The 13,932-nt window shown below is 49.3% G+C and carries 12 protein-coding genes and 1 CRISPR repeat array (1 of these 13 cut by a window edge); of the genes, 9 read left to right on the top strand and 3 right to left on the bottom strand.

The window, feature by feature from the left end; translation table 11 throughout:
• Positions 1-49: 49 nt before the first annotated feature.
• Both CMUST_RS12175 and CMUST_RS12180 read right to left on the bottom strand, forming a co-directional pair.
• Positions 50-268: a hypothetical protein gene (locus tag CMUST_RS12175; RefSeq protein ID WP_047262745.1), complete on the bottom strand. Its 219-nt coding sequence runs from the start codon at positions 266-268 to the stop codon at positions 50-52.
• Between the two features lie 36 nt (positions 269-304).
• Positions 305-1,738, bottom strand: a complete 1,434-nt coding sequence (locus tag CMUST_RS12180) for an aldehyde dehydrogenase family protein (RefSeq protein WP_047262746.1) — start codon at positions 1,736-1,738, stop codon at positions 305-307.
• Positions 1,739-2,046: 308 nt separating this feature from the next.
• On the opposite strand from CMUST_RS12180, the gene CMUST_RS12185 reads away from it, so the two are divergent.
• A complete protein-coding gene (locus CMUST_RS12185; RefSeq protein WP_047262747.1) occupies positions 2,047-3,453 on the top strand; it encodes an NAD(P)/FAD-dependent oxidoreductase in 1,407 nt (468 codons plus the stop codon).
• Between the two features lie 84 nt (positions 3,454-3,537).
• Here the strand turns inward: CMUST_RS12185 and CMUST_RS12190 are convergent, their stop codons facing one another.
• On the bottom strand, positions 3,538-3,750 hold the full coding sequence (locus CMUST_RS12190; RefSeq protein WP_047262748.1) for a DUF4926 domain-containing protein: 213 nt from the start codon (positions 3,748-3,750) through the stop codon (positions 3,538-3,540).
• A gap of 375 nt (positions 3,751-4,125) precedes the next feature.
• Between CMUST_RS12190 and CMUST_RS12195 the strand changes: the two genes are divergently transcribed.
• From CMUST_RS12195 to cas2e, 8 genes are all read left to right on the top strand, one after another.
• Positions 4,126-6,975 carry a CRISPR-associated helicase/endonuclease Cas3 gene (locus CMUST_RS12195; RefSeq protein ID WP_047262749.1) on the top strand — a complete coding sequence of 950 codons (2,850 nt, stop codon included), beginning with the start codon at positions 4,126-4,128 and terminating at the stop codon, positions 6,973-6,975.
• An 87-nt stretch (positions 6,976-7,062) separates the two neighbouring features.
• Positions 7,063-8,709 carry a type I-E CRISPR-associated protein Cse1/CasA gene (casA, locus tag CMUST_RS12200; protein ID WP_052844739.1) on the top strand — a complete coding sequence of 549 codons (1,647 nt, stop codon included), beginning with the start codon at positions 7,063-7,065 and terminating at the stop codon, positions 8,707-8,709.
• Complete coding sequence (gene casB / locus CMUST_RS12205; RefSeq protein WP_047262750.1) at positions 8,710-9,327, top strand: type I-E CRISPR-associated protein Cse2/CasB; 618 nt, start codon at positions 8,710-8,712, stop codon at positions 9,325-9,327.
• 15 nt (positions 9,328-9,342) lie between these two features.
• A complete protein-coding gene (gene cas7e, locus CMUST_RS12210; protein WP_047262751.1) occupies positions 9,343-10,479 on the top strand; it encodes a type I-E CRISPR-associated protein Cas7/Cse4/CasC in 1,137 nt (378 codons plus the stop codon).
• A gap of 2 nt (positions 10,480-10,481) precedes the next feature.
• Complete coding sequence (gene cas5e / locus CMUST_RS12215; protein WP_047262752.1) at positions 10,482-11,183, top strand: type I-E CRISPR-associated protein Cas5/CasD; 702 nt, start codon at positions 10,482-10,484, stop codon at positions 11,181-11,183.
• On the top strand, positions 11,183-11,845 hold the full coding sequence (cas6e, locus tag CMUST_RS12220; protein WP_047262753.1) for a type I-E CRISPR-associated protein Cas6/Cse3/CasE: 663 nt from the start codon (positions 11,183-11,185) through the stop codon (positions 11,843-11,845). Before cas5e ends, cas6e begins: the two co-directional genes overlap by 1 nt.
• Before the next feature lie 5 nt (positions 11,846-11,850).
• Positions 11,851-12,825, top strand: coding sequence for a type I-E CRISPR-associated endonuclease Cas1e (gene cas1e / locus CMUST_RS12225; protein ID WP_047262754.1), 975 nt, complete (start codon positions 11,851-11,853; stop codon positions 12,823-12,825).
• On the top strand, positions 12,822-13,172 hold the full coding sequence (gene cas2e / locus CMUST_RS16410; protein WP_083987566.1) for a type I-E CRISPR-associated endoribonuclease Cas2e: 351 nt from the start codon (positions 12,822-12,824) through the stop codon (positions 13,170-13,172). Before cas1e ends, cas2e begins: the two co-directional genes overlap by 4 nt.
• A 54-nt stretch (positions 13,173-13,226) precedes the next feature.
• A CRISPR array of direct repeats spans positions 13,227-13,932; the repeat unit is 28 nt; unit sequence GTTTTCCCCGCGTGAGCGGGGATGTTCC; it runs 4,803 nt beyond the window's last position.

Raw genomic sequence — 13,932 nt, forward strand, 5'->3', positions numbered from 1 at the left:
ATAAAACTTCCAGGCAACACATCCACCCATCCCCCCGAAAAACCCCAGCTCAATCCCCCAAAATCTGAGAAATAATCCGCTCGGCAGATTCCCACTCATCAGAATCTAAAACACCATCCGCTTCACCCCTATTCGGCGCGTCGACATCCGGAACGTACCACTGGGTGGATGGTTCAAACACCTGACAGGGATTGTCTGGTACCACCTCAGCCGACTGCACAATGCCATGGGCCGCCAAATACTCATCAAAATTACGAGAAATACTCATAAGTCATCAGTGTAATAGGCGACCCATCATGAATAATCAGTCGAGGTGAATGACCCCAGTACGCAGATCGCTCATATCTAGCAGCGTATGTTTGCCACCGATCCGACCCCAACCGGTACGAGTACCACCTACACCACCAAACGGCATGTTAATGTCCCAGAAACCATTGCTATCATTTACGATCACCTGGCCAGTGCGCATATTTTCCACAAACCTATAGGCACGGGTCATATCCTTGGTGAAAACCGCTCCCTGCAACCCAAGTGCATCATCATTAGCCAAACGCAATAGCTCGTCATCATCAGCACCAACAATGATTGGCACCACCGGCCCAAAGGTCTCTTCGACACTAAGCAAACTATCTGGCGCCACGTTATCAACAACGGTGAATTCATAGTACAAATCCGTTGGGTAATCAGCACTACGATTACCACCGACAACTATGTCAAAACCACGTTCCTTGGCTTCTTCCAGATGACGATCCACCTTCTCCGCTGTGCGTTGGTTATTCATCGGGCCCAACGTAGTCTTCTCATCGAAAGGATCACCAAGAACCGCTTCCGTCGCCGCAGCTTTAACCGCCGCAACAAAATCCTCATGTACCGCTTGATGGACCAACACACGACCAGTAGCACAGCACACCTGGCCCGCGTTATAGTATGCACCCTGAACAACCGCTTTAGCAGCCGCATCAAGATCAGCATCATCAAGCACCACTACCGGACCATTTCCGGAAGCCTCAATGATCGCCCGCTTAAGACCAGCGGTCTGCACAATCTTTTCCGCCGTAGCAGAAGACCCAATGAAGCCAATCGCGTCGATTCCCGTATGGCTCACCAATTGCGCACCAAAATCACCTTCACCGGGAAGAATATTAATCAATCCGGGTGGCACACCTGCCTCATTTAAAACATCAACCAACGTCAGCAACGTCAAAGAGGTATGGGTTGGCGGCTTGACCACCAATGCATTACCCGTAGCGAGTCCCGGAGCCGCAAATTCGGAAAACATCAAAACTGGGAAATTCCACGGAATGACAATTGCCCAGGTTCCAACTGGTTGATAGAAAGTCCACATCCGTTTGTGCGGATCGTTAGCGGGGAGAGTCTCACCATGCAACCGCACCGCATCTTCAGCATGCAACCGGAACAGTTCCGCAGTCTCATCAACATCAGCGTAGGACTCCGTGATCGGCTTACCCTGCTCCAGTGTCAAAAGCTTCGCCAACTCATCGCGACGCGCATCAATCAACTCCCCCACTTTGCGACACACAGCCGCTCGCTGCCAAACCCCCACCTGCCGCCACTGCGCTTGCGCCTCCCGCGCCACAGACACCGCGCGATCCAGATCAGCTGACGTAGGAACAGCGACTTCTGCAATCACATCCCCTGTCACTGGGCTCACGATTGGAGTTACACCACCATCAGAGGCGTCAACAAATTCACCGCCAATATAAAGCTGAGTTTTCATTTATTTGTCACCAACATTCCTTTGAAAAACATGAAACGAAACGGGGGACACAGCTATATAAGAAAACCCGAGGGAATTCCTAAGGTGAAACTCAGCCGCAAAACCCCGATTCAAGAGCACATATAGCCAAAAGCTAGTGCGCCCCACCCTATACAAAACCGCCGAAAACGCGCCACAATTCACCACAAATAACTACCCCCATCTCCCACACCTACCACATATTTTTCGAGGGAAACCCACCCCCACTACCTCGTCCGCCGTAGCATAGACATCAAGCAGAAAAGACGAAAAAGGAAACCTCAGAACACATGTCCACCGCCTACGGATCCACACCAACCCACGACCCAGCACTTCTCACCGAAGCGCTCAAAGACGCGAACACCACGCCCTTTTGGCTCGATAACCCCAACCGACCGGAGCCACGGCCCGCGCTGACTGAAGACATCAACGCTGACCTCCTTATAGTCGGTGGCGGCTTCTGCGGACTATGGACTGCAATTATCGCCAAAGAACGCCACCCCGAATGGGACGTTGTGGTCGTCGAAAAGCGGCGAATTGCGTGGGCTGCCAGCGGTCGCAATGGTGGCTTCTGCGAATCCAATCTCACCCACGGCGACGACAACGGAAAACTCCACTTCCCCAACGAATTAGCAACGATACACAAGCTTGCCGACGAAAACTTCGCCGAACTTCACCGCACCATCACCCAATACAACATTGATGCCGAATGGGAAAACACCGGCGTCATGGTCGTAGCCACCGAAAACCACCAAGTTCCGTGGATCACCAATAGCAACGCCCAACAACTTAATCCCACCGACAACCACGGCCACGGCAACTCCCCTGTCTACCGCGCCGCATTATTCAAAAAAGACGGATACTCCTTCGTCCACCCCGCAAAGCTAGCTTGGGGGCTAGCCGAAGCAGCGGAAAAACTCGGTGTCACAATCTACGAAAACACCGAAATCACCGACCTCAAACACAACCAAACTGGCGCCACAGCCCACACACCAGAAGGAAAAATAACCGCCACCAAAGTAGCGCTGGCAACAAACGCATTCCCCTCCTTGCTACGACACCTGCGACTGTTTACACTCCCGGTCTACGATTACGCCATCGTTACAGAACCACTCACCAATAACCAACTAAAAGAAATCGGGTGGACGCAGCGCAACGGAATCACCGACTCAGGCAAAGAATTCCACTACTACCGCAAAACCGCCGACAACCGCATCCTCTTCGGCGGCTGGGACGCCATCTACCACCGCGGACGTAAAATCACCCCACGGTACGACCAACGCCCCGAAACATTCCGACTACTCGTAGACCACCTCTACACCACCTTCCCCAGCCTAAAAGGCACAAAAATCACCCATGCCTGGGGCGGAGTTATTGACATGTCCACCCAACTCGTTGCATTCCACGGCACAACCCGCAATAAAACCGTCGCCTACAGTGCCGGATTCACCGGACTCGGGCTCGGCGCCACCCGATTCGGCGCCGAAACAATGCTCGACCTACTCGAAGGAAAAGAAACCGAACGCACCAGGTTGAAAATGGCACGCCGACTACCCATCCCGATCCCACCCGAACCAATCGCTTACCCCCTCGTACAAATCATGCGGCGTGCGGTAAACAAATCCGACCAAAACGGCGGGAAAGACGGCTTACTACTCAAACTAATGGGACTATTTAAAATCGGATTTGATAGTTAATAGTGATACAACCTTGGCGAGTCAGCGTGTTTTGCGCGCGTTGGCTCGCCTCTTGGTTTTTTCGGGGGGAGCATGTAAGCCAATCTAGGCTCTAGTAATTTGATCCTCGGTAAGAGCTGGCAAAGCAATAGTTCGCCCCTGATCATCCGCAAACTCCACCAAATAGGCAGTGCCATCTAACAAATCGACAACAGTCCCAGTCGTGCCTGCCGACAGTGCTGGCTCCGGCGGGTCGATTGATTCATCCGCTGGAATGTCGGTAGTAAGACGAACGGTTTGGAAAAGGTTAAAAGGCATAAGGGGGATTGTAGAGGGGATTCGGAAGAGTGGGGGCTGCGACTATTGTTCAATTCTTTTGCGGTAGGCAGGTTGTCAAAAAATAACTAAAGTTTAGCTTGAGGTTTAAAAAGTTCTTGCCGTAGCAGGAATGTTCCATTATGCAGGAATTGATAATCTCATTCCCCGCGCCAGCGGGGGTAGTCCCTTTTTCGCGGATTGTGTCGGCGAGAAAATTGCTCATTCCCCGCGCCAGCGGGGGTAGTCCCCTGAACCATATCCGCATTTAAAACGCAAGTTTTAAAATGGTTTAGGGGATTGTTTTCATTTCACTGATCTTTGTTCAATGCGCGGTGCATAATAAATATCAAATGCAATAACAATCAGGAAGTTTTCATGCCAAACGCACCTTTCATTCAGGATCCACCTTCGGTTGAGGAACATAAAAATGCTTGGGCGAAATATGATCGCCATAGTGGTGGCTGGTTACCCCTCTACCGCCATCTAGATGACATTGCCTGCGTTGCAGCAGCTTTATGGGACACCTGGCTGACCCCCAATTCAAAAGCTTTGATCTGTGATTCCTTCGACGGGGATGAAAACTTCGGACGACAAGTTGCAGTCTTTTTAGCAAGCGGACACGATATCGGAAAGTGCAGTAGCGCTTTCGCCATAAAGGTTCCCGAATGCGCATCTCGAATGACCGCTGCAGGTGCAGTTTTCTTAACATTAGACAAAGCGGATAAAAAATCCATGCCTCACGGAACTGTGAGTGCATTGAGTTTGATCGATTGGCTCGAGTCCCAAGTACAACCTGAAGATTGTTTCGCTATCGAATCATTATCGACGATCGTAGGAGGCCACCACGGCGTATTTCCTTCTAAAGTAAATCTCCTCAATTGCTTCCCCTATACCCGAGAGAAAGAAACGCATTGGCATAAAGATCGACTTCTACTATGGGAGCGGGCTGCAAAAACAGCAGGCTTTTCTCAACAAGATTTAGTTCGCTTAACAAAAAAATCGCTATCCCAAACAGCCCAAATGACACTATGTGGCTTTATCATCATGTCAGACTGGATTGCATCCAATACCCAGTGGTTTCCGTTGGATGACTACCGCTCTAGTAAGCAACGTGCCGAAATCGCGTTTGCATCTCTCCATTTTCCAAAACCGTGGCTTGCATCTCCACCAATTGACGATCTTGAATTATTTCAGAATAGTTTTTCGCTACCAGAAGGATCAGCCCCACGCCCTGTTCAAAAAGCAGCAATGGAACTGGCACGGAAAGCCGACTCCGCATGTTTAATACTCATTGAGGCTCCCACTGGGGAAGGGAAAACCGAAGCCGCATTCACAGCAGCAGAAATCTTAGCTTCTCGCTTCAACCTTTCCGGTATAACCATTGCACTACCAACATGTGCTACTAGTGATGCGATGTTTCCAAGAATGCTGCGATGGCTTGCAAATCGTCTACCAAGCGACAAGGAAGCAAGTACTGTGCTTTGCCACGGAAAAGCACAGTACAACGAGGAATACACTGGGTTATTTTCGAAAACTAGCAACGACTTTTCACCAATTTACGGAGAGGAAGCAGAAAACAAAGCGTCACTCATTCCCCATTGGTGGTTCAGCGGACGAAAGACAAGTGCACTTTCAGACTTCACCATAGGGACGATCGATCAAGTGCTTTTCGGGGCTCTTCGCTCACGCCACTTAGCGTTACGCCACTTAGGCTTCAGCGGCAAAGTTGTGATCTTGGATGAAATCCATTGCGCGGATTCTTACATGTCAGTCTATCTTGATCGGATACTGATATGGCTTGGCGCTATGGGAACTCCGGTCATAGCTCTTTCAGCAACCCTTGATCCTAAACGAAGAGGAGAACTATTAACTGCATATAGGACTGGCGTGTGTAAAAACACACGGGTTCCCTACAAAAAACATGCTGCAAAATCTGACCTGAATGCTGCGTATGAACAACGAGACTACCCGCTTATCAGTGTTTCTAACAGCTCTGAAGTCACATTCTCTAATCCGAGCCCAAGCGGACGTTCAACCCAATTCAACGTTAAATTTTTAGGAAGTGAAACCTCTACCCTAATAGAAAAAGTCTTACAGCTATCCGAGATCGGTGGTTGCGTTGGCGTGGTTTGCAACACAGTTTCACGAGCTCAACAAGTATATGAAGAAGTAAAACAAAAGGTCACCGATGATGTCGAAATTGTACTCCTGCATTCAAGATTCTCCGCTTATGACCGAAGGAGAATCGAGAAAAGTATCGTTGAAAGGCTTGGACCGAATGCGAATAACAGACCATCTAAACTGGTCGTGGTTTCCACTCAAGTAATTGAGCAATCCATGGATATTGATTTCGATTGCATGATTTCCGATATAGCACCCATGGATCTCATCTTTCAACGCGCTGGACGGCTACATCGTCACCACAGACCCCAAAACCAACGCCCTTCACAGCACCAGCTACCAACCCTTTACGTTTCAGGATGCGACGCCCCTACAGAAGAGGAACCCCCGTTCGTTGAAAAGGGATCAAGCTTCGTTTACGGTCAGGCATCGCTTCTGCGCAGTCTTCGCGTGCTACAACTGCACGATAGAACGATCAAATCTCCTGATGATGTTGCGAACTTTGTGAGGTTATCGTATTCCCCGAGTTTGACGCCACCAGGTAGCTGGATTTCAGTTTGGGAAGAAGCGAACAGAGAAGCCGAAGAGGACAACAAACTTCGGAAAATTAAAGCAAAGCAGTATCTGTTGCCAGTGCCCGCAATTAAGGAACCTGTTTGGGAAATAGATACTCTCAAGCCTGTTGAGGCACGCGAAGAGATCAAAGGGCATGCTCAGGTGCGCGATATCGAAGACAGCCTTGATGTTATTTTGATCGAGAAAACAACCGATCATTTCCAAATTCCATCTTGGGTACCTAAATATGGCAACACCAAGCTGGAATTTCATTTTCCAATTCCAGAAGAAGAATCGAAAATTTTAGCTATGTGCACTGTACCTCTTCCCCAGTGGGTGCTAAAAGGAAAAATTGGGGAGGCTCTCCTCGATGCCTTGGAATTGTGCGTTTTTAGCGAAGAAGAAGTTTTCAATATTTCAAAAAACAAATGGCTAAAAGAACAATTGTTTTTACCTTTAACCCCCAGTCACGAGGCTACAGTTGCAGGCCTCCATTTTTCCTACAGCACCGAACTAGGAATGAAAGTCACTTCCGCTAACCCTGAGTGAGGGTGGATAAAAACAAGATTCATTGACACCGGTGCATTTCCTACATAAGTTTCTAATCTAGAAATCGACGAGATGAAAGGAGTGAAAATGACCAAATCTTACAATCTTTTAACAGAAAACTGGATTCCTGTCCGGTTCACCGATGACACAATCGAAAACATTGGTATAAAAAGCTTTTTTGAGAAAGCAGAAACGATTTCAGACATCGCGTGCGATCTGCCAACCATGCGATTCGCAATTTTCAGAGTTCTTTTCGCCATTTTCTGCCGAAGCATTGACGAAGATATGGAGGAAGAATCAGCCTCACTATGGAAGGAACTTTGGGATTCGGATTCCCTTCCCATTGAAGAGATAAACACGTATCTAGAGGAACATCACAACAGATTTGATTTACTGCATCCGGAATATCCCTTTCTGCAAACCCCCTCACTGCATACAAAATCTGGGGAATGGAAAGAACTCGATATCATAGTTGCAGACAGCCCTGGTGAGGGAGCGCTTTACAGTCAAACTGACCCCAGGCACCCGATTTCGTTTGCGGAAGGAGCCCGATGGCTTATCCATGCAACCCAATTTGACTACTCGGGCATCAAATCTGGAGCCGTAGGCGACGACAGGGTCAAAGGCGGAAAAGGTTATCCCATGGGTATCGGGTGGTGCGGCTGGATGGGTTGCACCATTATTCGTGGCATGAACATGAAAGAAACTCTTCTTCTAAATTACGTTCCACGCAGCAATGATTCATCCGACTATGGTGAAACATCTGACCTACCAATCTGGGAACTTCCTACCCCTCAAGCCCACAAACAAGATGTTTTGATAGCAACTGGTCAACTATCCCTAATAGCATGGCCACAACGACGAATTCGCCTACGAAACAATGGAAGCAGATTTGATGGCGTCTTGGTATGCAATGGCGATCCTGTGGATTACCTTTCGCAGCTGAGCCATGAAACTATGACACCTTGGAGATTCTCTAAGCCACAATCAAGTAAGGCAAAACAAGATATATATATGCCGAGAAGTCTTGACCCTGGGGTGGCTTTGTGGCGAGGTCTACAATCCCTTCTTCCCTATGACAATCGATCTGCAACAGTAAAGTCCGTCTCGACTCCAACGACAACGGTACCGGCGTTTCTTCCCCCTAAAACTATAGAAGTTGTTGCTCAACGGATCGGAACCGTCTTACCTCGTAATTTCATCTTGAACGTTGAAGTTTCGAGCATGCTGTACGGAACCCAAAGCGCCTCTTTCTCGGAAGTGGTTCATGACAAACTTTCGTTTCCAGGATTACTAGCAGTAACTAGCGAAGAAGCTCTTCGAAGTCGTGCACTTACGGCTGTTGACCGCGCCGTAAACAGCATCAACGTTTTGGGAGATTTCGCCGCCAATGTTGCCAGATCAGAAACTGATAGTAAAGAAGCTCCAGATAATGCACGCAACCGTGCCAAAGAGTCTGCTTTTTCTTTAGTAGATCCTTTTTTCCGGTCATGGCTACAAAAACTCAGCACCGACGCAACAAAAGCAGAAGATCAACTAGCGGAATGGACGGCGTGGCTGTACCACACGTTACGCAACGAGGCTCAACAGATTTCCCACAACGCTTCGCCAGCAGCCTGGCATGGCCGCAAGAAAGATGATTTTAATTTCACCCTTGGGCAATCCGAAGCGTGGTTTTTCAGTCGCTTGCGCAAGGCACTTCCCATACGAACTGAGAGAAAGGAGACCGAATAAATGGCTGCTTCGAAGACAGCGCAGATACGAGCCGTTACGACTCGTATAATCTCGCAGCTTCAAGATGGTTATTTAGCAGGTACGCCGAATGCAAAGGCAAATATTGCCGCTTTTCGACGCCAAGCCAACCGGCACCTTGGCGAGTCGCCCGAAACATGGGCGGTCTTTTCCGAAAGTCTTCCAGCTGATCTCGTTGGAAAAGGAGAAAACCCATCACCAGCGGAAAAGGCAATTTTCACAGCATTGACGTTGTACGCTGTGCATCAACAATCGAAGACTGAACCTATGCATGTTCCATCGCAACCACCAGAATCCGGTACATTCACAGCGGAAAATGGGTTAGGAACTGCCGTTCGAAAAATGGCGACTATCACGGACACTGAACTTTTTGATAGTTCCCTTTACCGGCGATTCGTATCAATTGTCCAAAGCCAGACTTTTGAGGCGACAGTCCACCATCTCCGGTCAATGATTCAGTTGTTGCGAACCGAAAGCATCCCGCTGGATTACGGGCTGCTAGCTAAGGATCTCTATCGATTCCAATTCCCCGACAGCAAAAAATCAGTTCAACTGAGCTGGGCCCGTCAGCTCTATCGAACAGAATCCCCTACCGAATAGAAAGGATTTAAACCCATGTTCATCGACTTCCACGCTATCCAAGCCATCGGCCCAGCGAACATCAATCGCGACGACTCTGGCTCGCCAAAAAGCACTGTATTCGGCGGCACCCGCCGAACCCGTGTGTCTTCCCAAGCATGGAAACGAGCCATCCGAAAGGACTTCGAAGAGCACCTCGACGCCGAGATGTTGGGCGAACGCACACTTTTCGCAGTCGACCGAATCGCAAAAGCGATCACGGAAGAAGCACCAGAATTCGCCGAACAATCCCAAAAGATGGCAGAAGAAGTACTCAAAGCTGGCGGCATTAAGATTCAAGCTGCCAAGAAAAAGAAGGATGATCCTGAGAATCTTCCCGAAAAACTGATCACAGGATATTTATTATTCCTGGCTCGTGCACAAATCAAGGCTCTGGCTCACCTCGCTGTTACCGCATACCAGGAAGCTGACGGCAAAATCGATAAGAAATCAGCTAAAGCGGCAATAAACGACAAACACTCGATTGATGTTGCACTTTTCGGGCGTATGATTGCGGACTCCCACGATTTAAGCTCAGATGCCTGCTGTCAGGTTGCCCATGCGGTCAGCGTCCATCCCATGGAAATCGAGTTCGACTATTTCACCGCCGTCGACGATAATGCGCCAGAAGACAACGCCGGTGCGGGCATGATCGGGTCGATTGAGTTCAATGCCTCCACCCTCTATCGATATGCCACCATCAATGTCGATGCTTTAGTTACAACTCTCGGATCCGTTGACGCCGCGAAGAAGGCTATTGGTGCTTTCACCAAGGCATTCGCTCTTTCTATGCCAACAGGCAAGCAAACAACTTTCGCAAATCGCACCCGGCCCGAGTTCTTTGCTATCTCTATCCGTACGGATCAGCCCGTAAACTTCGTCGATGCATTTGAAGATGCGATTTTGGTTTCCAAAGGGAGAACTTCCGAAGCCACGAGACGGCTTGCAGAATATGCAATTCAATCGGACAAGATCTACGGTTCGGACTCCACCAACTATTACCTAGCAACTGGAACTGCAGCGACGGAAGAACTACAACTGACACTTGCTAACTTCGGTGAAAATTGCACTCTACCTGAGATTGTTTCTCACGCAGAAGAAGTGGCGCGGAAAGCAACCACCGAAATCGAGTAAATATGTCTACACTTCTTTTACAGCTTTCAGGGCCACTGCAGGCTTGGGGCGATTCATCGCGGTTCGCCTACCGTACTACTAGACGGGAACCGACTAAAAGTGGTGTAATCGGGCTGCTTGCTGCGGCCCAGGGACGTGAGCGAACGGCAGATTTAGCTGATCTTGTCGGGCTTCGTTTCGGGGTCCGAATCGACCAGGTTGGCAGAGTTATCCAAGATTTTCAAACGGAAATCGATTGGCGCACCGGGAAATCAAAACCACTGACACACCGCCAGTATCTAGCTGACGCAAAGTTTGTGGCGGCGCTCGAAGGACCGTCAACCGTCCTTGACGGAATCGTCGAAAGCATCAAATCACCAGTATTTCCGCTTTTTCTCGGACGTCGCTCATGCCCACCATCTTCCCCCGTATTTTTGAGTCTCCAGGACGGTGACCTAGAAACAGAGCTACAGTCTTGGCCGTGGATTGCCTCAGATTGGTACAAACGAAAGCAACCGAAAACGATTCAACTAGCGATTTCTCGCGATTGTAAAACAGGCGAAAATCCAGATGAGATGATTCGAGATCTTCCTGTTTGCTTTGAACAGCGAAATCGTCGCCACGAACTTCGGCCGGTGATCCATTCATTCACCCAACCTTTTACCAACCCATTGGGAAACGAAGACGATCCCCACAATCCCTATTCACTGTTAGGAGGGGTGTGATGCCTTATTTGAGCACAATGGAACTTAATGGCCAGCGTAGACAAACTGCCAAGTTCTTAGCCAACCCACGTACCATGCACGCAGCAATCGAATCGTGTTTTCCAAGTACGCCTGATGAAGGCAACCCTCGGGTTTTATGGCGCCTTGAGCGTCACGGGTCGAAGGTTACTCTGTGGCTAGTCAGTGAGCGCCAGCCTTCATTCGAACACATCCAAGAGCAAGCTGGGTGGTCTGCCCAACCAACCTGGGAAACCCGAAACTATGATCTACTACTTGACCGATTAATGACCGGGCAATATTACCAGTTTCGGCTTACCGCAAATCCTGTAATCTGCACAGTTTGCGAAGATGGGAAAAAACGACACGTCGGACTTGTCAGGGAACCAGACCAAATTAATTGGCTATTAGCCAGACAAGAAAATTTGGGAATCTCGGTTCAAAGCGATCCGGACTCCGTTCCAACGTTTTCTGTTTCCAGATCAAAGCGGGTCAGATTCCCTCACAAAAACAAGCAAACCTACGTCACAATCGACCAATGCCAATTCGATGGCGTTTTGACTGTGACTGATCCGAATGCCCTTCGAACCGCACTAATCGAAGGTATTGGGCGAAGTAAAGCATACGGATCCGGTTTACTAACCCTCGCCACGTATAAGGGATAGAAATAATGGGTAAGTCGATACCAGGAATGGCTCCGTCAAAACCAAGTAGCTTGGTACGAGCAGATGATCGGATATCCTTCCTGTATTTGGAGCATTGCACTATTGGAAAAAGTTCATCAGCACTTACTGCGACTGATGAAAACGGTGTAATTCACATACCGAGTGCTACATTGTCAGTTCTGATGTTTGGTCCTGGTACTCGGGTTACCCACCAAGCTATGTCAACTATCGCCGATTCTGGTATGAGTGTCATCTGGGTCGGCGAGGAAGGCGTCCGATATTACGCCCATGGACGGCCAATTGGTCGTAACACCAAACTTCTTGAAGCTCAAGCACGAATTGTCAGCAATACCCGATTGCGGTTACAAGCTGCTCGCATTATGTATGAAATGCGTTTCGCCGGGGAAGATACCTCTTCACTAACGATGCAACAGTTACGCGGAAGAGAAGGGGCACGAGTTCGTAAGATTTATGCAGAGATGTCAAAAACCCACAAGGTTGAGTGGAACAAACGCCAATATGACCCAGACGATTTCTTGGCATCCGATCCAATAAATCTCGCGCTATCCGCTGCCCACACCAGTCTTTATGGCCTTGTTCATGCAACCATTGTCGCTTTAGGATGCTCCCCTGGCCTTGGAATCATCCACACTGGTCATGACCGATCATTTGTTTATGACATTGCTGATTTGTATAAAGCGGACGTCACTATTCCGATCGCGTTTGAATCTGTCGTCGCAATGCGGGATTTAGATTTTCCACTAGACCAACTGGCATCCTATACACGACGGTGCTGCCGAAATGCCTTCAAGCAGGCACGATTAACTGAAACCATCGTAAGAGATATCAAAACCCTCCTACTTCCTGACGCTGAAGAAGCCGAAGACGAACTCTATTTTGAAGCTGAAGTCATTGCACTTTGGGATGAACGCGGGAAGAAAGTAGTTGGTGGTAAGAACTATGAGACAGAAATGCCATGATTACAGTAGTCCTAACCGCCTGCCCAGAGTCTCTACGGGGACATCTAACTAGATGGCTAAGCGAAGTATCAGCAGGTGTTTTTGTAGGTAAAGTGAATCCTCGAATCCGCGACAAGCTTTGGGGGTTAATCGTCGCTGAATGCAAAAATGGGCGTGCCATCATGACCTTCACGACGCGTGACCGCGAACAAGGGTACGACTTCAGGCTGCACAATCATGATTGGGAAACAGTCGACTGCGAAGGGCTCGTCCTAATAAAGCGACCTTCACCGAACCACAGCAAACCAAATTCCAAACCGAAACCAGGTTGGTCCCGAGCTGGACGCAGAAAACGATTTCACCGTTGACCCAAACTAAATCTATAATGTACTCCAAGGAACTAAAACCAATGGTTAATAAGTGTTTTCCCCGCGTGAGCGGGGATGTTCCCCACCGAAGAAAACAAATCAGCCCTTGTGGACAGTTTTCCCCGCGTGAGCGGGGATGTTCCCGTACAATAATCGTCATGAAACACACCGACTGGGTTTTCCCCGCGTGAGCGGGGATGTTCCCCTCCGCCCGCAATTCCTTTTGCCTCCGCAAAGGTTTTCCCCGCGTGAGCGGGGATGTTCCCAAACATTACGATTTGTCGGAAGCGCTACGTTTGTTTTCCCCGCGTGAGCGGGGATGTTCCGTCGGTGTTGGCGGCGTACAACGTGGGGGGTCAGTTTTCCCCGCGTGAGCGGGGATGTTCCCCCTACAAGCGCCGAAAGAAATACACGGCATTAGTTTTCCCCGCGTGAGCGGGGATGTTCCCCCCTGCTTAATGCCATCGAACGCAGGTTTGAGGTTTTCCCCGCGTGAGCGGGGATGTTCCTGCCCCAACACCTTAGAAGCCACCTCAATACCCGTTTTCCCCGCGTGAGCGGGGATGTTCCGCGGTAGATACAGGTGATAATCCAAAGGACAATGTTTTCCCCGCGTGAGCGGGGATGTTCCGTGATCCTCATTGGTTGTGAGACCAAACCGTTTGTTTTCCCCGCGTGAGCGGGGATGTTCCGTCCCCTAGAACACCCCATGTGGGAAGCTCAAAGTTTTCCCCGCGTGAGCGGGGATGTTCCTTATAAG

This window comes from Corynebacterium mustelae, from assembly GCF_001020985.1.
Taxonomy (GTDB): domain Bacteria; phylum Actinomycetota; class Actinomycetes; order Mycobacteriales; family Mycobacteriaceae; genus Corynebacterium; species Corynebacterium mustelae.